This window comes from Rhodococcus sp. OAS809 (genome assembly GCF_040546695.1).
GTDB lineage: Bacteria > Actinomycetota > Actinomycetes > Mycobacteriales > Mycobacteriaceae > Rhodococcus_F > Rhodococcus_F qingshengii.
This window is the reverse complement of record NZ_JBEPOI010000002.1, coordinates 1,137,746-1,157,730: the sequence shown is the minus strand read 5'-3', so window position 1 is coordinate 1,157,730 and position 19,985 is coordinate 1,137,746. Positions and strand designations below refer to the sequence as shown.

The 19,985-nt window shown below is 63.9% G+C and carries 17 protein-coding genes; 9 read left to right on the top strand and 8 right to left on the bottom strand.

Going from position 1 to position 19,985, the window contains the following annotated elements:
- Positions 1-79 precede the first annotated feature (79 nt).
- The 3 genes from ABIE52_RS08280 to ABIE52_RS08270 form a co-directional block, all read right to left on the bottom strand.
- Complete coding sequence (locus ABIE52_RS08280) at positions 80-1,522, bottom strand: sugar porter family MFS transporter (RefSeq protein WP_003942633.1); 1,443 nt, start codon at positions 1,520-1,522, stop codon at positions 80-82.
- Positions 1,523-1,735: 213 nt separating this feature from the next.
- Positions 1,736-2,206, bottom strand: coding sequence for an SRPBCC family protein (locus ABIE52_RS08275; RefSeq protein ID WP_354541478.1), 471 nt, complete (start codon positions 2,204-2,206; stop codon positions 1,736-1,738).
- Positions 2,207-2,246: 40 nt separating this feature from the next.
- Complete coding sequence (locus ABIE52_RS08270) at positions 2,247-3,263, bottom strand: iron-siderophore ABC transporter substrate-binding protein (RefSeq protein WP_030536879.1); 1,017 nt, start codon at positions 3,261-3,263, stop codon at positions 2,247-2,249.
- A 125-nt stretch (positions 3,264-3,388) separates the two neighbouring features.
- Between ABIE52_RS08270 and ABIE52_RS08265 the strand changes: the two genes are divergently transcribed.
- On the top strand, positions 3,389-3,940 hold the full coding sequence (locus ABIE52_RS08265; RefSeq protein WP_030536878.1) for a TetR/AcrR family transcriptional regulator: 552 nt from the start codon (positions 3,389-3,391) through the stop codon (positions 3,938-3,940).
- Positions 3,941-4,042: 102 nt separating this feature from the next.
- Positions 4,043-5,614: a GMC oxidoreductase gene (locus ABIE52_RS08260; RefSeq protein ID WP_030536877.1), complete on the top strand. Its 1,572-nt coding sequence runs from the start codon at positions 4,043-4,045 to the stop codon at positions 5,612-5,614.
- Positions 5,615-5,679: 65 nt separating this feature from the next.
- On the opposite strand, the gene ABIE52_RS08255 is transcribed toward ABIE52_RS08260, so the two are convergent.
- From ABIE52_RS08255 to ABIE52_RS08235, 5 genes are all read right to left on the bottom strand, one after another.
- Positions 5,680-7,785, bottom strand: a complete 2,106-nt coding sequence (locus tag ABIE52_RS08255) for a 3-hydroxyacyl-CoA dehydrogenase NAD-binding domain-containing protein (protein WP_007732875.1) — start codon at positions 7,783-7,785, stop codon at positions 5,680-5,682.
- On the bottom strand, positions 7,786-9,006 hold the full coding sequence (locus tag ABIE52_RS08250; RefSeq protein WP_003942598.1) for a thiolase family protein: 1,221 nt from the start codon (positions 9,004-9,006) through the stop codon (positions 7,786-7,788).
- 161 nt (positions 9,007-9,167) lie between these two features.
- Positions 9,168-10,457 carry an HRDC domain-containing protein gene (locus ABIE52_RS08245; RefSeq protein WP_042449928.1) on the bottom strand — a complete coding sequence of 430 codons (1,290 nt, stop codon included), beginning with the start codon at positions 10,455-10,457 and terminating at the stop codon, positions 9,168-9,170.
- Between the two features lie 11 nt (positions 10,458-10,468).
- Positions 10,469-11,875: a WS/DGAT/MGAT family O-acyltransferase gene (locus ABIE52_RS08240; RefSeq protein ID WP_003942594.1), complete on the bottom strand. Its 1,407-nt coding sequence runs from the start codon at positions 11,873-11,875 to the stop codon at positions 10,469-10,471.
- 60 nt (positions 11,876-11,935) lie between these two features.
- Positions 11,936-12,526 carry a DUF3000 domain-containing protein gene (locus ABIE52_RS08235; protein ID WP_003942604.1) on the bottom strand — a complete coding sequence of 197 codons (591 nt, stop codon included), beginning with the start codon at positions 12,524-12,526 and terminating at the stop codon, positions 11,936-11,938.
- Between the two features lie 168 nt (positions 12,527-12,694).
- Between ABIE52_RS08235 and hemE the strand changes: the two genes are divergently transcribed.
- The 7 genes from hemE (at position 12,695) to ABIE52_RS08200 (ending at position 19,961) form a co-directional block, all read left to right on the top strand.
- Positions 12,695-13,792, top strand: coding sequence for a uroporphyrinogen decarboxylase (gene hemE / locus ABIE52_RS08230; RefSeq protein ID WP_030536874.1), 1,098 nt, complete (start codon positions 12,695-12,697; stop codon positions 13,790-13,792).
- Complete coding sequence (locus ABIE52_RS08225) at positions 13,789-15,150, top strand: protoporphyrinogen oxidase (protein WP_007732889.1); 1,362 nt, start codon at positions 13,789-13,791, stop codon at positions 15,148-15,150. The genes hemE and ABIE52_RS08225 overlap by 4 nt, the downstream gene beginning before the upstream one ends.
- A 4-nt stretch (positions 15,151-15,154) precedes the next feature.
- Positions 15,155-15,850 (top strand): hydrogen peroxide-dependent heme synthase, encoded by a 696-nt coding sequence (gene hemQ, locus ABIE52_RS08220; RefSeq protein WP_003942644.1) that lies wholly within the window; start codon positions 15,155-15,157, stop codon positions 15,848-15,850.
- Between the two features lie 54 nt (positions 15,851-15,904).
- Positions 15,905-18,181, top strand: a complete 2,277-nt coding sequence (locus ABIE52_RS08215; protein ID WP_192712592.1) for a molybdopterin guanine dinucleotide-containing S/N-oxide reductase — start codon at positions 15,905-15,907, stop codon at positions 18,179-18,181.
- An 82-nt stretch (positions 18,182-18,263) separates the two neighbouring features.
- A complete protein-coding gene (locus ABIE52_RS08210) occupies positions 18,264-18,737 on the top strand; it encodes a YbaB/EbfC family nucleoid-associated protein (protein ID WP_354541477.1) in 474 nt (157 codons plus the stop codon).
- Complete coding sequence (locus ABIE52_RS08205) at positions 18,730-19,041, top strand: hypothetical protein (RefSeq protein ID WP_065352426.1); 312 nt, start codon at positions 18,730-18,732, stop codon at positions 19,039-19,041. The genes ABIE52_RS08210 and ABIE52_RS08205 overlap by 8 nt, the downstream gene beginning before the upstream one ends.
- Positions 19,041-19,961, top strand: a complete 921-nt coding sequence (locus tag ABIE52_RS08200; RefSeq protein ID WP_003942627.1) for a WXG100-like domain-containing protein — start codon at positions 19,041-19,043, stop codon at positions 19,959-19,961. Before ABIE52_RS08205 ends, ABIE52_RS08200 begins: the two co-directional genes overlap by 1 nt.
- Positions 19,962-19,985: the final 24 nt, after the last annotated feature.

Genomic DNA, 19,985 nt, shown 5'->3' with positions numbered 1-19,985 from the left:
TCACGATAATCTCGAAAAGCGGTGGCCCTCGGATCAATCCGAGGGCCACCGCTTTTCGGTGTGAAACCGTGAGATCTCGCTACTGGACGGATTCGAGTGTGCTGCCTCGCGTTTCCTTCACGAATCGCAGGACGACGAACAGTGACAACGCTGCCATGACGGCGTAGCCGGCATAGGTGTACGACAGATTCCAATCGGCCAGTGCCGGGAACGTCCAGGACACCAGGAAGTTCGCGACCCAGTTGGTGGCGGTCGCAATTCCCACTGCTGCAGCACGCACGCGGTTGGGGAACATCTCGGAGATCAACACCCAGACCACTGGGCCCCAGGACAGCGCGAAGAAGAACACGAATGCGTTCGCACCGATAAGTGCGATAGTCGCGTTGGCTCCGGTCAGCGTGGCCACAGATTCGCCGATCTCGTTCTTGGTCACTGTTGCCGAATGGAAACAGAACGCTGCGGTGCCCAGTGAGATGGCCATACCGGCGGAACCGACCAGCAACAACGGCTTTCGACCGACCCGGTCGATGACGGCGATGGCGACAAACGTACCGACGATGTTGACCAAGGCGCTCACGACGCTGATCAGCAGGGACCGGTCAGCGCCGAATCCGACCGCCTGCCAGAGGGTGCTCGAGTAGTAGAAGATCACGTTGATGCCGACCAACTGCTGCAACGCGGCGAGTGCAATACCGACCCACACCAGATGGGAAACCCCGAGCCGCTTCGAGAAGAGTTGGCGGACTGTGGTCTTGGCTTGCTTCTCCGTCAGAGATTCGCGGATCTCGTTCATGCGTTCGGTGACGGCGTCGTGATCTCCACCTTCGAGATCGGAGATGATCTTGCGAGCACGATCGTCCTTGCCCTGCGCCACGAGGAACCGTGGAGATTCGGGAATCGTGGTTGTCATGATCAGGTACAGGACTGCGGGAACCGCCTCGAGCATCAGCATCCACTGCCAGGCTTCGAGGCCCGCGATCTGATTGCGATCACCACCGGCCGCGGCCTGGAGGGCGTAATTGACCAACTGCGACACGGCGATTCCGAGAACGATCGCCAGTTGGTACATCGAGCCGAGACGTCCGCGAATCGCGGCGGGGGAGATCTCCGCGATGTAGGCCGGGGCGATGACTGACGCGAAACCCACTGCCAGGCCGCCGACCACGCGCCAGAACGTGAGGTCGTAGACGCTGAACGGAATTGCGGAGCCTACGGCGCCGATGATGAACAACACCGCGGCTATCTGCATGACGCGGATGCGGCCGAGTCGGTCGGCGAGTGTGCCTGCGATCCAGGCGCCGAGTGCTGCGCCGAGCAGAGTCAGTGAGACCGTGAGCCCGGTGCCCGAGGCGCCGATGTCGTACTTGTCTCGGATCGCACCGACCGCCCCGTTGATGACGGCGGTGTCGTATCCGAACAGAAAACCGCCGAGCGCGGCGGCGCCGGCGAAGAGCACTGCATGTCCGACGTCGGCGCGAGTAGCGCCTGATCCTCCGCCGGAGGCGGTTCCGCTGAATGCCATTCCTGCCCCCTCAAAGGCCCTACGGTCGACACCCCGATGCGCCGATCCATCCGCGAGCACTCTGCACGCTACGCCCACCCGGGCAGATTTGGCGGGGACTCACGCGCCGTTACCCAGCTGAGTCCATTCCCGCAGCGAATCAGCTTGACACAGTGATGTCGTATTGATTGCAGTTATTATGCAAACAAAACGGTAAGTGCAGGTGAGGGCGCTTTACTCGCCCGAGAGATGCTCGGCTTTTGCTGCGATGTCTTCGAGATCCTTCGCCATGAATTTCCGGGTCACCCGCGCGCCCAACCGACCGAATACCGCTGTGAAGATCTTCGAGATACGTGAAGTGGATTCGGATTCACCGGAGGAATACATCTCGAGGATCGTGCCTGTGGCGTCAGGCTTCAGCGTGAACCCACTCGTGTAGTTCATGCCGTGGGAGTTGGCTTTGACGACGGTGCGGGTGGGAGCCTCGACCTCGGTGACCCACATGTCCTCGGTTGCTTCCTTGCCCATCATCTTCCGAGTTTCACGCCACTTGGTGCCGACGGCGTATCCCACTCCGGCGAGCCGTTCGATACGGATCACGCCGGAGAGGGTGTCGGCAGCGTTGTCGAGGTCCGTCAGGACCTGCCACACAGTGTCCGCCGGTGCGTTGACGTGCCTGGTTACGGAGATCGAAAGTTCGGCCATGCAGGTGAGCATAAAGACCGTGACCGACACTGCATCTTTTCTAGGCGGAGGCGCGCTTTGCGGCTTCGCTCAACGTCGGTGTGATCTGGCCGAGGACCCACGGCGTGCTCAGGACGTTGACGTTGCTCAGTCCGCCGATGACCCGGGTGTCGCTGAGGAATGCGGTGGATCCACGCTTGACCGCGCCGAGTCCACCGACTGCGGGTATGCCGGACGGATCACCGGAGCCGTCGGTGAAGCCGACGATCACATCGGCGTCGATGTCGGCGATGTTCTCGTAGGAGATCGTCTTGAAGAACGATCCACCTGCATTGTCCGCGGCTAGCTTCTCGACGCCCGGTGCGTTGACGAACCCGAGTTCGGTCAGCACCTGGACCCGCGGATCAGTGGGCAGATAGACGTTGATGTTGCTCGAATCGGTGTCGAAGTTGACCACTGCCAATGTCTTTCCGGCGAACTCCGGGTGGGCTGTGGCGGTATCGGCGAGAGTCGCGTCGAGGCCGTCGACGAGCTTGTCGGCCTCTTCGCTCTTGCCGACTGCCTTGCCGACGATGCGGGTCTGGTCCTGCCAGGATGTCTGCCAGGCCGCGCCGGGGTAGGCGGCCGTCGGTGCGATCTTGCTCAGTTGGTTGTAGACGGATTCCTCGAAGCCCTCGTACGGCGCGAGGATGACGTCGGGGGTCAACGACGCGATGGACTCGATCGGCGGTTCTCCGCTGGCCGGCATGTCGAAGAGCGTTGTCTTGTCCGCGTCGAAGTAGTCCTGCGCCCACGGCATGACGCCGTTGTCGTCCGCGCCGTAGGTGTACTTGGGCTGTCCGACCGGAGTCAGATCGAGTGCGTACAGGATGTCCTGCGCGTTCCATCCGAGGGTGACGAGGCGCTCGGGCTTCGAGTCGATGGTCGTGGTGCCGAAGGTGTTCTCGATGCTGACGGGGAATCCGCCCGTACCTTGGGATGGCGTGGATGTGCCTGAATCCGAGGAGCACGAGACAAGCGCGGTGACCGCGATTGCAGCCGCACCGAGGGCAGTGAAGCCCCGAATAGAAGTTTTCATGAAGGGCAGCCTAACCTACTGAATTTCGGCAGCCAAACGAAACCGATTGTGCCGTTTATGCAGGTGGGGAGTCGGATCTGGACCGCGTTTCTCAGTGCACCGTTTCGGTGGGCAATACTTTCCTCGTGCGATCACAGCAGAAGATTCTCGGTGCCGCCCTCGGACTGATCGAAGGTGGCGGATTCGAGGCTGTGAACATTGCCGCAGTTGCCACCGCGGCCGGTGTCTCGCGCCAGACGGTGTACTCGATTTTCGGCACACGTGAAGAGGTCGTCTCCCAGGCGATGGGCGGTCTCGCTGTCGAGGTTCTCGGGGAGATCACGGCACAGGTGGAGTCGGTCGACACGGCGTGTGAATACGTCGTCGAATTCATCGTTGCCGCGCGAACTGCCGTGCGTGCTCACCCGGTGCTCGCGACTCTGCTCCTCGCCGAGCGGGGAAACCCTGTCTTCGATCTCGAAATGATGAGTCGAGCAATACCTTTCGCTGGTCAGATGCTCACCCCTATGGTCGAACGTGGCCTCGCCACCGAGGCGGAGTTGGATGAGATAGTGGAAATTGCCGTGCGACTGGGGCTTTCGGTTGTTGCATTCGACAGTGACCTCGTACATTCCGACGACTCCTTGCGGGCCTTTCTCTTGAGGTGGCTCGGGCCCGCAATCCGGTCGACCTCGTAGTTCCTTGCCTGCTCCGCCAAAACCTTGACACTCGAGCGTCAGAGTGTCTAGTTTTGGCGTGCCCGGAATTCTCTGGCGACATTCTTCGAGGGAGCACCAGTCATGTCCGGAGTGAAACGTAGATCGTTCTTGGCCGGTACGGCCGCCGTGGGAGTCGCGATGATGGCGCCACGCACTGCCAGGGCTGCAACAGGGATTCCGCTGACACGTGAAGTGCACCGTGTCGTGGTTATCGGATCGGGGTTCGGCGGCGGGGTGACGGCACTTCGCCTGGCCGAGGCGGGGGTTCCGGTCACTTTGCTGGAGAGAGGGATTCGGTGGCAGACCGGGCCGAATGCCGAAACTTTTCCGCACCCAGCCAGTCCGGACAAGCGCATCCTCTGGCATCAGTCAAACCCGACTCTGTTCGGCAGGCCGGCGATCTTCGAGCCATACGCGGGTTTGTTGGAGACGGTGACCGGTGAGAACATGACCGCGATCTGCGCAGCCGGTGTGGGCGGCGGATCGCTTGTGTACCAAGGGATGACGCTGCAACCGGAAGAAGCGGTCTTCAACACGCACTTTCCGGAGGAGCTCGATTACGCACGAATGGACCGCGTCCATTACCCGCGGGTGGCGCGGATGCTGCAAGTGGAAACTGCACCAGACGAACTGATTTCCAGCCCGAACTACGAGGCGGCACGTGTATTCGCGCGTAACGCAACGCGTTCCGGTCTACCCGTGTCGAAGATTCCGATGCCGATCGACTGGAACTTCGCGTTGGCCGAACTGAGGGGTGAGATGAAGCCGTCTTACACCAACGGTGACGGCGCGCTCGGTGTCAACAACGGTGGCAAGCATTCGGTGGATGTCACCTACATTGCGGCTGCGGAAGCGACCGGATTGGTGAATGTGGAGACTCTGCACCAGGTCACCGATGTCGAGCGGGCTGCCGACGGACGGTGGCGCGTGTACGTGGACCGGACCGACATTTCCGGCAAGATTCTCGAGAACAAGATCTTGACGACGGATGCGCTCGTGATGGCTGCAGGCAGCATGAACACCACCAAACTCCTTGTCCGCGCCGCGGCGACGGGGCGGATCACGGATCTGCCGGACGAGCTCGGCGCAGGGTGGGGGACCAATGCCGATCGGATCTACATCTGGTCGGATCTCGCCGAGAACTTCGGTGCGACGCAGGGCGGGCCGGTCGTCTACGGCAGCCGGAACTGGGACGACCCGCATAACGCGTTCACCGTCATTCAGGCGTCGTTCCCGCCCGTTGCGTTCGACGCTCACAGCACGGTGATGGTCGGATTCGGTGTGAGCCGCGACCGAGGTCGGTTCGTGTACGACTCGGCGCGGGGTGAGGCGGTGCTCCGTTGGCCGAAGGACGGGGATTCGGCGATCCAGCAAGGCCACATCGGACCTGCGGCCCAGCAGATCGCGGCAGGAGGACTGCTCACCGACACCAACGCGTTACTGCCGTCCACCTGGCATCCCCTAGGCGGTGCCTGCATGAACTCGGTGTGCGATCTTGATGGGCGGGTTCTGGGCCAGCGGGGGTTGTACGTGCTCGACGGCGCTTTGCTGCCGGGAAACTCCGCTGCGTGCAATCCGTCGATGACTATCGCCGCAGTGGCGGAGCGCGCGCTCGAGAACATCGTGAAAGACGATGTGGGAACACTCTTCTGAGCCTGCAGAACGTCACGGACGGCGTACCCGAGGGCACGCCGTCCGTGACGGGTCGATCGACTGACTCAGACGCTGGCAACACCGGGCGCGAGGAAGCGCTTGCCGTTGACGGCCTCGGAGGTACCGGTCCGGTCCAGGTACGGCGTGATGCCGCCGTTCCAGAATCCGAATCCGCCGCCGAGCAGCAGGCAGAGGTCGATGTCCTCGGCTGCCGCGACGACGCCCTCGTCGAGCATGATCTGAATTTCCTCGGCAAATGCACGACGTGTGCGCTCGAGGACCTCTTCCGAGGTGGACACCTTGTCACCCTGCGGCCACAGTGCGGCGACCTCGGGGTCGACGGCCTGACCGTTCTCGCCCCAGGTCCACACGCCGGGCTTGCGGGCCTCGACGAGTGCTTCGAGTCCGGGTGAGCTCTTGAACCGGTCCGGGTACGACTCCTGCAGGGTCTCACCGGTGTGCAGTGCCACTGCGGGTCCGACGAGGGCCAGCAAGGTGAACGGCGACATGGGCATGCCGAGTTCGGCGATGGCATTGTCTGCGACGTCGAAGGGGGTGCCTTCGTCGACGGCGGACATGACCTCACCCAAGGTGCGGGTGACGAGGCGGTTGAAGACGAAGCCGGCCTTGTCGCCGCAGAGGACGGCGGACTTCTTCAGCGACTTCGCGGTGGCGAAAGCCGTTGCCAGAGTGGCATCATCGGTCTTGCTGCCCTTGATGATCTCGAGGAGGGGAAGAACGGCCACCGGGTTGAAGAAGTGGAAGCCGACCACACGCTCGGGATGTTCGAGGCCGGACGCCATCTCCGTGATGGAGAGCGAAGACGTGTTGGTGGCGAGGATGGTTTCGGGAGCGATGAACTGCTCGAGTTCCGCGAAGACCTTCTTCTTGACGTCCATGTTCTCGAAGACGGCTTCGATGACGAAGTCGGTCTTGGCGAACGCGGCCTTGTCGAGGGAGCCGGAGACGAGCGCCTTGAGGCGGTTCGCAGCGTCGGGGGACAGGCGTCCCTTGCCCTGGAGCTTCTCGATCTCGGTGTGGACGTAGCCGACACCCTTGTCGATGCGTTCCTGGTCGATGTCGGTCAGGATGACCGGCACCTTGAGCTGGCGGACGAAGAGCAGCGCGAGCTGGCTGGCCATGAGGCCGGCGCCGACGATGCCGACGCCGCTGACCTTACGAGCGAGCGAGCGGTCGGGTGCTCCGGCGGGACGCTTGGCGCGCTTGTTCACCAGATCGAAGGCGTACAGACCAGCCCGGAGCTCGTCCGTCAGCAGAAGATCGGCAAGAGCCTCGTCCTCGGCCGCGAAGCCCTTGTCGAGCGAGGCGGCATCGGTGATGTCGGTGCTGCGAGCCAGTTCGAGCAACTCGACGGCCTTGACGGCGCCGGGAGCGTTGCCCTTGGTCTTGCCGTCGACGATCGCCTTCGCACGAGCAATCGCGTCGTCCCAGCCCTGGCCACGATCGATCTCGGGGCGAGCGGGGGTCACTGTGCCGGCGAGGACCTGCGACGCCCAGGCGAGGGACTGCTCGATGAAGTCGGCAGAGTCGAGAACGACGTCGACGACGCCGAGTTCGAGTGCCTTCTTGGGGGAGAGCACCTTGTTCTGGTTCAGCGAGTTCTCGATAACCACGGTGACGGCGTTCGACGGGCCGACGAGGTTGGGGAGCAACTGCGTTCCGCCCCAACCGGGGACCAGACCGAGGAATGCTTCCGGAAGACCCAGTGCGCCCGCATTGGCGGCAACCGTGCGGTAGTGGCTGTGCAGTCCGACCTCGAGGCCGCCGCCCAGAGCGACACCGTTGATGAAGGCGAACGTGGGAACGGACGACTCACGCAGGCGTCGGAACACCTTGTGACCCAAGCGGCCCAGCTCGAGTCCCTGCTCACGAGAGGTGATCGCGGGAACACCCTTGAGATCCGCGCCGGCGGCGAAGATGAAGGGCTTGCCGGTGACGGCGATGGCAACCGGGTTGGCGGCAAAGGCTTCGTCGAGGGCGGCGTCGAATGCTGCGAGTCCGCCGGGACCGAAGGACGACGGCTTGGTGTGGTCGAAGCCGTTGTCGAGGGTGATCAGTGCAAACGGGCCCTCGATGCCGGGGACCGAGATGATCTTCGTGTAGGCGTTCGTCACGACCTCGTCGGCGAATGCTGTTGCAATATCAGACATTTAGTTAACTCCTGCCTGGTAGTCAGCGTGGTTCGGGTTCTCCCAGATGACGGTGCCGCCCATGCCGAGGCCGATGCACATGGTGGTCAAGCCGTAGCGCACGTCGGGACGCGTCGCGAACTGGCGGGAGAGCTGCGTCATCAGGCGAACGCCCGAGGAAGCGAGAGGGTGGCCACACGCGATGGCGCCGCCCCACTGGTTGACGCGCGGGTCGTCGTCGGCGATTCCGTAGTGCTCGAGGAACGCGAGGACCTGAACGGCGAACGCTTCGTTGATCTCGAAGAGTCCGATGTCCTCGATCTTGAGGCCGGTGCGTGCCAGCAGCTTCTCGGTGGCGGGAACCGGGCCGATGCCCATGACGGCGGGGTCGACGCCCTGGTAGGCGAAGCCCACCATGCGCATGCCGACCGGCAGGCCGAGCTCGGCTGCGGTGTCCTCACCGGCGAGCAGTGCTGCGGTGGCACCGTCGTTGAGTCCGGCTGCGTTACCGGCGGTGATGCGTCCGGCCGGGCGGAACGGCGTCTTGAGCTTCGCGAGATCTTCGACGGTGGTTCCGGGGCGCGGCGGCTCGTCTTCGGTGGCCAGACCCCAGCCCGCGGAACTGCGGGTGGCGACGGGGACCAGGGTGTCGGCGATGAAGCCGGCCTTCTTGGCAGCGTCGTACTTGTTCTGGCTGTTGACGGCGTAGGCGTCCGTGCGGTCCTTGGTGATGGTCGGGAACCGGTCGTGCAGGTTCTCGGCGGTGTTACCCATCACGAGGGCGCTCGGGTCGACCAGGCGGTCGGCGAGGAAACGCGGGTTGGGGTCTGCGCCCTCACCCATCGGGTGGTGACCCATGTGCTCGACGCCACCGGCGATCACGACGTCGTACTGGCCGAAGCCGATGCCCGACGCGGTCGTGGTGACGGCGGTCATCGCGCCGGCACACATGCGGTCGATGGCGAATCCTGGAACGGTTTCGGGGAGACCGGCGAGGATCGCAGCGGTGCGGCCGATGGTCAGGCCCTGGTCGCCGGTCTGCGTGGTGGCTGCAACGGCAACTTCGTCGATCCGTGCGGGATCGAGCTGCGGGTTGCGGCGAAGCAGCTCACGAATCGCCTTGACGACGAGATCGTCTGCGCGCGTGTCGGCGTACATGCCTTTCGGGCCGGCCTTGCCGAACGGGGTGCGAATGCCGTCGACGAAGACGACGTTGCGTTGGTTGTTTGTGGATGGAGCCACGCGAATTCCTCCTGATGGAGCTGCCCACCGCACCGAAGGGCGGTGAGACGTTGGTTCGGCGATCACGGCCAGGCGTCCGGCCTCGTATCGAGCGTACTACTGCCCATTACTGACCGGTAACTTAACGTGCCGAATTGCTCCAACCTCACACCGGGGTCAGGTCAGGATTCCGGCTCTTCCACTTCGGGCTCGGCCGGGACCACGGAGTTCAGTGCCTCGGCGAGGACGGGAACGGTCAAAGTGCGTTGCCAGCCACGTGCGCCACCGGAAGTGAGCTTGGTCTCGATCGCAGTCTCGACTTCGGCGATGTCCGAGTCGGGTTCCAGTTTCCAGTCCCAGCACAGGCGCCTGACCAGGTCGGGTTGGAGCAGATTCTCCACGGGCACCGAAACCTCTTTGCTCAGGTCCGACAGTGCTGCGCGCGCCGCGGTCAACCGATCAGCCGCCGCTGGATCCTGGCGGGCCCAGCGACCGGCAGCGGGCGGCCCGACGATGGGCGGGGTTTTCGGCGGAAGCTCGCTGTCGGGGAGCTTGCGCGCGGCTTCCAGTGCATCCATCCAGATACGCGAATAACGGCGTTGACGTGGTCCGCCGAAGACGGGAAGCGAGCGGAGCGCGTCCAACGACCGAGGATCTTTGAGAGCGGCATCGATGATCGCGGAGTCAGGAAGAACCCGACTCGGAGACACGTCGCGCTTGCGTGCGAGATCCTCGCGCGCCTGCCACAGCGCCCGTACCGCCGCCAACTGACGGGTGGTCTTGAGTGAGGTGATGTGCGACGTACGACGCCAGCGGTCCGGTTTGGGCTTGGGCGGGCCGGCCAGACGGATGTACTCGAACTCTTCCTTCGCCCACTCGAGCTTGCCTTGGGATTCGAGTTCGGCTTCCATTGCGTCGCGCAGTTCGAGAAGCACTTCGACGTCGAGGGCGGCGTAGTTCAACCAGGCGTCCGGCAGCGGACGTGTCGACCAGTCCGCAGCCCCGTGACCCTTGCGAAGTTCCACTCGCAGGGTTCGTTCCACGATCGCGGCGAGTCCGACTCGCTCGAACCCGGCCAGTCGTCCGGCCAGTTCGGTGTCGAACAGCTCGGCCGGCGTCAGGCCCAGTTCGGCGAGGCCGGGGAGATCCTGATCGGCAGAGTGCAGCACCCATTGCAACGGGTTGATCACCTCGGCCAACGGCTGCAGGTCTTGCGCTGTCGGAATCGGGTCGAGCAGGAACGATCCTGCTCCTTCGCGTCGAAGCTGGATCAGGTACGCCCGTGCCGAATAGCGGAATCCGGATGCGCGCTCGGCGTCCACGGCGAGCGGGCCGTGGCCGGAGGCCAGCGCGGCCGCGGCGTCGGCGACACCGGCGGCAGTGGTGATGACGTCCGGAACTCCGTCACGCGGAACGAGCAGCGGAACTACGTCGGAGGTGGGCTCGGTTGCATCATCGGTGACTTCGGACATGGTCACTGACTCTACGTCGCAGTCGGGGCCGGGGTTGTCACCTCAGCGTCGAACAGTTCGTCGAGTGCGGCTCCGAAACCTTGCGCGAGCTGGTCCAATTCGGGTGCCAGATCGGAGCAACTGACGATGCCGACGTCGAGTTTTCCGTCGAGAGACATCACCGTCACGTTGAGACCTGCTCCGTGAAAGATCGGGCCGAGCGGGAACATTCCCTTGATCTGGGCACCGAGGAAGTAGAGCGGGACCGGCGGTCCAGGCACATTCGACACGACCAGGTTGGACACGACGGGGTGACGCTCGGCGAGTTTGAGCGACGAGTACACGCGCATGGCGGCGCCGAACACCGCCGGCGAAGCGAACTGCGACCAGTCCTGGAGCATGTTCGCGCCCAGAGCCTCGTTGTGGTTCTTCGAGGTGGCGTTGTAATCGCTGATCGCGTGCAGGCGTTCGACCGGATCGGCGATCTGGGTGCCGAGTTGCGTGAACATGCCCGAGATCTGGTTCGTGCCCGGACGATCGGATTTGCCGTGGACCGACACCGGCACCATGGCGACGAGGGAGTCCTCCGGCAGCTCGTCCCGGTCCTCCAGATACTTACGCAGTGCCCCGGCGCAGAGCGCGAGAACCACGTCGTTGACCTTGACGCCGTGACGGTCCTTGACGGCTTTGACCTTCGCGAGATCGAGTTGGCTGAACGCGACGTTGCGGTGACCGGTGATCGCGCCGTTGAACGAGGTCCGCGGCGCGGTGAACGGAGCAGGCATCGCTTCACCCTTTCGCGCACGCGTCACCCACTTCGGGAGCATGGCGATTCCGCCGGGGACCAGACGGGCAATTCTTGCGGGTCGGGCGATGACGGCCATGAGTCCGCCGATGGCGATGTCCAGCGTTCCCGCGTCGCCCGCACCCTGTGCTGTGGGATCCACGAGCGCCGGTGAATCCGGTTCGAGACTGCACAGCTGAGCCAGGATGTTCGCGCCGGTGACACCGTCGGCAGCGCTGTGATGGATCTTCGACATGACGGCGATCTGTCCGTCGGCAAGTCCCTCGATCACCCACATCTCCCACAGCGGTCGGGAACGATCCAGCGGTTGGCTCGCGATGTGTCCGGCGAGCTCTGCCAGTTCCGCGTGTGTGCCGGGAGCAGGTACCGCGGTCCGATGGCAGTGCCGCTCGATGTCGAAATCGTGATCGTCGACCCACACGGGGTAGTCGAGATTGAGACGGGAATCTTTGAGTTTGCGCCGGAAGGTCGGCATGGTGGCCATCCGCGAGTCCAACTCGCGAAGCAGCTTCCGGTAGTCGTAGCCGCCCGGGATGGTCGTGGGGTCGAGCAGGACAAGTCCACAAACGTGCAATAGCTGGGTCGGTGTTTCCAAGTAGAGGAAGGTCGCGTCGAGTCCGCTGAGACGTTGCATGACTCATTCTAGAACAGGTTCTAGTATTTTTTCGGGGGAATGCTCAAACGAATAGCAGAGTCAGTCGTTCTGCCGCGACAGCGTGGTTATCCCGGCAGGCGGAAGCCCCGCCGCGTACGCGAGAACCTCGCAGAAAGCCTCGACGTGGTGAGCCAATTCGGACGAAGTTGCAGTCCAGGACGCTCGCAACTCCAGTTGATGGGCTCGCGGAGGCCCGGCGATGTCGCCGTACCGCACGGAAGTTGTAGCTGTGACCGTACCGCCCAGGGCCACAAAAGGTTCCGGTCCGGCCTCCAAAGCGTCCACCAGCCAACTCCAGGCTACTTCGGGAAGTAGTGGATCCGCGGCGACGGCTTCGTCGAGATCGGCCTGGATATACGCCACCAACCGCATGGTGCCGTTCCACGCCTCGTCGCCGTCCGGATCGAACAACAGGATCAGGCGGCCGAAAGCGTCACCTTCGGACTGCTCGGCCACGACGTCGGAGTCCGGGTGGAGAACCTCGGCCCCCACCGCGTGGCTGTACGGAGCGAGACGCTGCGGCGGGCGGATGGGGCCGACCTCTATCTCGGGCCGAACCCGCGCAGCGGTCATCGCCTCCACGGCGGCACGGAACTCGGCCGGGTCGGCTGTCGATCCGGATGTCGTCACAGGTCAGGACGTTAGTCGGGGATGCGGGCGGGGAGGTGGAGGCGCGCCGACCGAGTGTGGCTCGGGTGTGTGGCCGCTCACGAACCGCTCGGGTGTCCGATCCCGAGTGTGGGACGTGGCAGCATTGAGTCGATCGAAGACACACGTTGGCGGAGAGCGCGAGGACTGATGAGCGGGTTGGACAACATGAATTCAGGCATTACCGGGTCGGCGGAGTACAGCGCTCGGCGAGTCTTGCCCGACGCACCGTTGCTTGCCGCGGCGACCGGACGCACTCCGAGTCGACGGCCGGTGTGGTTCATGCGTCAGGCCGGGCGTTCGTTGCCGGAGTACCGCGAGATCCGCGCCGGGATCGGCATGTTGGAATCTTGTTTCGATCCGGCGCTGGTCTGTGAGATCACGATGCAGCCGGTGCGCCGTCACGACGTGGACGCGGCAATCCTGTTCTCGGACATCGTCGTTCCACTCAAAGCCGCGGGAATCGATCTCGACATCGTTGCCGGCGTCGGACCGGTGGTCGCCAATCCGATTCGCTCCATCGCCGACGTTGCAGCACTTCCGCGACTGGTCCCCGAAGAGGTAGGCGCAATCGCGCAGGCCGTTCGGCTTCTCACTACCGAGTTGGGCTCCACGCCGCTGATCGGCTTTGCCGGAGCGCCGTTCACTCTGGCGTCGTATCTGGTCGAGGGTGGTCCGAGCCGGAACCACGAGAAGACCAAAGCGCTCATGCACTCCGATCCGAAGACCTGGCACGCGTTGCTCGGAAGTTTGGCCGACACCACGATCTGCTTCCTGCAGGCGCAGCTCAAGGCGGGCGTCGACGCGGTCCAGCTGTTCGACTCGTGGGCCGGCGCGCTCTCGCTGGCCGATTACCGGGAATTTGTTCTCCCGCATTCCGAGCGAGTGTTCGCCGAGGTTGCCGCTGCCGGCGTCCCGCGTATCCACTTCGGTGTCGGCACCGGTGAACTTCTCGGCGCGATGGGGGAGGCAGGCGCCGACGTCGTGGGTGTCGACTGGCGGATTCCGCTCGACGTCGCGGCTGGTCGTGTCGGTCCGGGTAAGGCGCTGCAGGGCAATCTCGATCCCGCCGTACTGTTCGCGGGCCCCGAGGTGATCGATCGTGAGGTGCGCCGGATCGCCGCCGAAGGGGACCGCGCGATCGAGGCCGGTGCCATCGGCCACATCTTCAACCTCGGCCACGGAGTTCTTCCCGACACCGATCCCACGGCGATCACCTCGGCGGTGGAGCTGGTGCACTCGCTGTGACAACGACTCGGCCGTCGGTCGCGGTGATCGGAGGCGGAATCTCCGGTCTGGTTGCCGCGTACCGGCTTCGGCGCAGTCTGGGCTCCGAAGCGGACATCACGATCGTCGACGACTCACCGCGGCTGGGCGGGAAGCTGCGAACGATTGATCTGGGCGGTGGCCCGATCGACATCGGTGCCGAGGCTTTCATCGCCCGTCGGCCGGAAGTTCCTGCGCTTCTCGCCGAGCTGGGACTGACCGATCAGATCGTCTATCCCGCGGGCCTGAGTCCGTTGATCTGGTCTCAGGGCTCACTGAATCGGTTGCCGACCGGAACCCTGATGGGAATCCCGGCTTCGGCGGAGTCGGTTCGAGATCTTGTCGACGAGCAGACCCTGGCGCGCATAGCGGCCGAGGCCGGCGTCCCGCTGGAGTGGACCCGCGGTTCCGATTGCAGTGTTGCCGAACTGGTTTCGCAGCGATTCGGTGATCAGGTGGTCAGCCGATCGGTGGATCCGCTTCTCGGTGGGGTGTACTCGGGGCTGGCGGAGACCATCGGCGTGCGTGCAGCTTTGCCGACACTCGCTGCGGCCCTCGATGCGGGCTCTCGGAGCCTCACGGATGCAGTCGCAGCCGCATTGCCGACGCCTGCACCGGGGCCGGTGTTCGGAGCGCTCAGAGACGGGTACGGCATCCTGCTCGATGCGCTGCAGCAGGCCGCCGACGCGACCTTCGTCCGTGGCGAGGCTTCTGGGTTGCGCAGCGACGGGGCTGGTTGGAACGTCGATCCGCTCGGAAGCGTCGACGCGGTGATTCTGGCCGTCCCGGCGCCGCGCGCGGCGGCGCTGTTGGCCGGAGTCGATGCGGATGTTGCGAGTACCGTCGCTCGGATCGAACTGGCGTCGTCCGCGGTGGTGGCGCTCCGGTTGTCCGGGCAGGTCGAACTTCCGCAGAATTCAGGGATCCTGGTAGCCACCGACGCCGACCTGACCGCCAAGGCGTTCACGCTGTCGAGCCGAAAGTGGACACACCTCGCTGATCGCGGTGAGCACCTCGTTCGGGTGTCGTTCGGTCGATTCGGTGCATCGGAGATCGTCGACCGGCCGGATGGTGAGTTGATCGACTTCGCGCGCGCCGATCTCGAGACCGTGACCGGAATCACCGAGGAGCCAGGCGCGACCTTCGTACAGCGGTGGCACGGAGGTCTTCCCCAATACGCCCCAGGTCACACGGAAATCGTGGCTGAAATCGAGTCCGGGATGACGCAGTTCGACGGCCTCGCCCTGGCCGGGTCGTGGCTGCACGGCGTCGGGGTTCCGGCGTGTGTCGCAGTCGGCACGACGGCGGCTACACGGATATTCGAGCGAGTGGCACGATAGACCCATGGCACGCCTTGATTTCGACAAACTGAACTCTGAAATCCGTTACCTCATGTTCTCCGTGTTCCAGGTGGAACCCGGTGTGCTGGGCGATGATCGGGAAGCTGCGGTCAAGGACGCCCGCTTGTTCTTCGAGGGTCTCGAAGACAAGGGCGTCGTGGTTCGCGGGATCTACGACGTCGCCGGCCTGCGCGCCGACGCGGACTTCATGATCTGGACCCACGCGGCCACCATCGAGGAACTGCAGGCCGCGTACGCGGATTTCCGTCGCACCACCGTCCTCGGACAGGCCAGTGCTCCCATCTGGAGCAACTCGGCGGTGCACCGCCCCGCGGAGTTCAACAAGAGCCACGTGCCCTCGTTCATCGCGGGTGAGGATCCGGGCGACTACATCTGCGTCTACCCGTTCGTCCGCTCGTACGAGTGGTACCTGCTCCCCGACGAGGAGCGTCGCAAGATGCTCGCCGATCACGGTATGGCTGCTCGTTCGTACAAGGACGTTCGCGCCAACACGGTCCCGGCCTTCGCCCTGGGGGACTACGAGTGGATTCTCGCGTTCGAAGCACCCGAGCTCATTCGTATCGTCGATCTGATGCGCGATCTACGTGCCACCGAAGCTCGCTTGCACGTTCGCGAAGAGGTGCCGTTCTTCACCGGCCCGCGCGTGGACATCGAGAAGCTGGTCCTTTCCCTTCCCTGATCTGCTTCGAAAGTAGTTCCTGTGACAACTGCACCGAACCGGCGTCGTCAACACATGTCCCATTGGGGAATGTTCACCGCCGAATCGGTCGCCGGCGAGGTGACCGCCGTGCATCCGTACGAGGGTGATGCGAATCCTTCGCCGATGCTCGGGAACCTCGCCGGTTCGGTGCGCAGTCGGGCTCGTGTTTCGGGCCCGGCGGTGCGTCGGGGTTGGCTCGAGAACGGGCCGGGTCCCAGCGACCGACGTGGAGCCGACGAATTCGTCTCGGTCTCCTGGGACGAACTGACCGAACTCCTCTCGCGTGAACTACGTCGCGTGGTCGACGCGCACGGAAACAAGGCGATCTTCGGCGGCTCGTACGGCTGGGCCAGCGCCGGCCGATTCCATCACGCGCAGAGCCAAGTTCACCGATTTCTGAATCAGCTGGGTGGATACACCAAGTCAGTTCACAGCTACTCGCTCGGTGCCACCGGTGTCATCATGCCGCGTGTGGTCGGAACGCACTGGAAGTTGTTCGCGCGCTCCACGTCGTGGGACGTCATCGCGAAGCACTCCGAACTCCTCGTCTCGTTCGGAGGAGTGCCGATCAAGAACACCGGAGTCAATGCCGGTGGTACGAGCGATCATCCGACGCGCGGGGCGCTCGACGCGTTTCGTGCCCGCGGCGGAAAGATCGTCTCCTTCAGTCCGTTGCGTGACGACGTCGAGGGTGACTGTGAGTGGATCGCACCCGTTCCGGGAACCGACGTTGCAATCATGCTTGCCCTGGCCTTTGTCCTGGCGTCGGAGGACCTGCACGATCGCGATTTCCTGGGCCGTTTCTGCGTCGGTTACGAACGCTTCGAGGATTACCTGCTCGGACGTTCCGACGGTGTACCGAAGGATCCGCGCTGGGCGCAGAAGATCTCCGGTGTGTCGGCGGAGTTCATCACCGACCTGGCTCGGAGAATGGCGTCTGGCCGGACGCTGGTGACCGTCACGTGGTCGTTGCAACGCATCAAACACGGTGAACAGGCACCGTGGATGGGCGTGACACTCGCAGCGATGCTCGGCCAATTCGGGCTTCCGGGTGGAGGTTTCGGGCACGGCTACGGTTCGATGAACGAGCCGGGTCTGGCTCCGGTGCCGTATCCCTTGCCGACCTTCTCGCAAGGTGTGAATCCGGTGTCGGATTTCATTCCGGTAGCCGCGATTTCCGACCTGCTGCTTTCGCCCGGGGAGGAGTTCGACTACGACGGCCGACGCCTGACCTATCCTGACATCCGGTTGGTCTATTGGGCCGGTGGCAATCCGTTTCACCACCATCAGGATCTCCCGAGGCTGCGACGGGCATTTGCGCGTCCGGACACGATCGTCGTTCACGATCCGTACTGGACGCCGATGGCCCGCAACGCCGACATCGTGGTCCCGTCGACCACCTCGCTCGAACGAAATGACCTGAGCTGCACTCGAAACGACCCGCTTCTGGTCGCGATGCAGCAGGTCGTTCCACCTTTCGAGAACTCGCGTGACGACTACGACACGTTTGCCGCTCTGGCTTCTGCGCTCGGATTCGGGGAACAGTTCACAGAGGGGCGATCCTCACAGGAGTGGATCGAGCATCTCTACGCTCAATGGCGGCCGTTCGTCGATTCAGACGGCGGCAACACACCGACGTTCGAGGACTTCTGGGCAGAAGGGCACTACCGGATGCGAACCGAAGACAACCTCGTGCTCTTCGGTGACTTCCGTGAGAATCCCGAGAAATATCCGCTCTCGACTCCGAGTGGGAAGATCGAGATCTTCTCCGAGACCATCGAGTCCTTCGGCTACGACGACTGCGCCGGCCATCCGCGCTGGTACGAGCCCGACGAGTGGCTGGGTGGACCGCGAGCCTCGCAATTCCCGCTTCACTTGATCGCCAATCAGCCCAAGACGCGTCTGCACAGCCAACTCGATCACGGCGCTGCGAGCCAGGCGTCGAAGATTCAGGGACGCGAGCCGATTCGTATGCACCCCGATGCAGCGGCCGCGCGCGGCGTCTCGGCAGGAGACGTGGTGCGGGTGTTCAACGATCGCGGAGCGTGCCTTGCTGGTGTGATCGTCGACTCGGACTTGCGGAGCGACGTCGTCCAACTTTCCACCGGTGCCTGGTACGACCCGCTCGATCCTGCCGATCCCGACTCTCTGTGTGTGCACGGCAATCCCAACGTTCTGACACCGGACGTCGGCACGTCGTCACTCTCGCACGGGTGCACCGGCCAGCACGTTCTGGTGCAGATCGAGAAATTCGACGGGGCCCTGCCGCCGGTCAAGGCATTCGATCCGCCCGTGCTTCGTTCACGCTGACGGAACCGATCGGCCACCTCTCGCGTCGAACCTCGTGAGCGCCTGAATCAGGTGTCACGATCTATCGAAGGTGGGGGCCATCGTGAGTGCAGCGGATGTTGGTTCGATGCGGGGGCAAGTCGAAGTACTTCGGGCTCAGATCGATTCGATGCAGCACGTTCTGTTGGAGCGGACTCGATCGCTGGCGGACTTGCAGGAGAGGATCGCTCGAGCGACGGCGAGCGCGCGTTCGAGTGACGGCAGCGTGGAAATCGTCGTCGACGCCTCGGGGGCGGTGGTGGGAGTCGATCTCGCGGGGAGTTCTTACGCCAAGCATTCGCCGGCAGCGTTGGGGAATCTGATCCTGGCTACGGCCGCGTCTGCGGCAGAAGACATACGCCGACAGGTTGCCGAGATGACGAAGCCGCTCACGGAGGCGGCCGGAATCGACTTGCCGGATCTGGTTCCGGGCGTGCTCGGATTGCGCGAGATTCTCGAACCTCGTCCGAGCTCCACACCGGCTTCCTGCGACGAGAACTGGGACCGCACCGTTCTGAGGAGCTCCGGCAATGTCTGAACTGGGCGTGAATGTGGCCGCGATGAAAAGTGCTGCACCAGCCTTCGCGGTGGTCGGTGCCGATCTCGACGAGGCGCGGAGCGCTCTCGACGCAGTGGTCGCCGCCGAAGAGGGTTGCTGGGGCACTGACCAGTTCGGATCCGCATTCTCAGGCGCATATGTTCCCGGTGCGGAGTCAGCAGTCGGTGGGATGACACTGGTCGCGGGCGCGCTCCGCGAATTGACCGCCACGCTGATCGAGATCACCGATCGTTTCGAATCGATCGACACCTCGCTTGCCGACGACATGGCGGGTGGGCTCTGATGGGACTCGAGATTCCCGGCTGGTTACAGGCGGTTGCGTCGGTCGCGGTGGGCAGTGACTGGCCGCAAGGAGACGAAACGGCACTGTGGAGGTTGGGTGATGCCTGGTCAGGTGCGGCCGATCGGATCGAGGCTTCGGCCGCTGCCGGTGGTTACGGATTGCAGGCAGTACTGGCATCGATCGACGGTCGAGCCGGCGACTCGTTGTCTCGGTATTGGTCCGAGGCCGGGGGAGTTGCGGAGGTCTTCGAGCGGTTGTCCTCTGCCGCGGCCGAACTGGGTCAGTCATGCACCGATACCGGCACGGACATCGAGTACACCAAACTGTCGATCCTCGCGGCGCTGGGCGCACTGGCGCTCGAGATTGCCGCCATGGTGGCGGCTGCTGTCCCGACACTGGGTGTCAGTACCGCCGGGGTCGTGGCGGCTGAGGTCGCAACAACACTCACGGTCCGAATGTTGTTGCAGCAATTGTTGATACGAGTGATCGAGGCTGCGGCAGTGGAAGCTGCCGCTGCCGTCTTCTCCGGCCTCGCCATTCAACTCGGGCAGATGACGATGGATCATCGCCAGTCGATCGACGGTGGCAAGGTCGTGACCGAGGGGCGCGACGGTTTCATCAAGGGACTTGCGAACGGAGGGTTGAAGACGACGCCGGATCGTGTCGGCCCTGACCCGAACCCGCTCCCGACCGGTTCGAGAGTGCAGGAGATCGCGCGGGGCGCCTTCGACGACGCGGTGTCGGGAGCGTCCGCTGCGATCGTGACGAAGGAAGTCACGGGCGGCGACGCCTCGTTGACTGACATCACTTCCGGCGCGATCGGTGGCGGGATCGGTTCCGTCAAAGACGGACTTGTCGCTCGCAACGAGGACCTGAATGCGGCCGGTCTGAGCCCGACTGCGCTGAACTGGGACTTCTGAGTGGAAAGTCTCGAATCGTGGGCT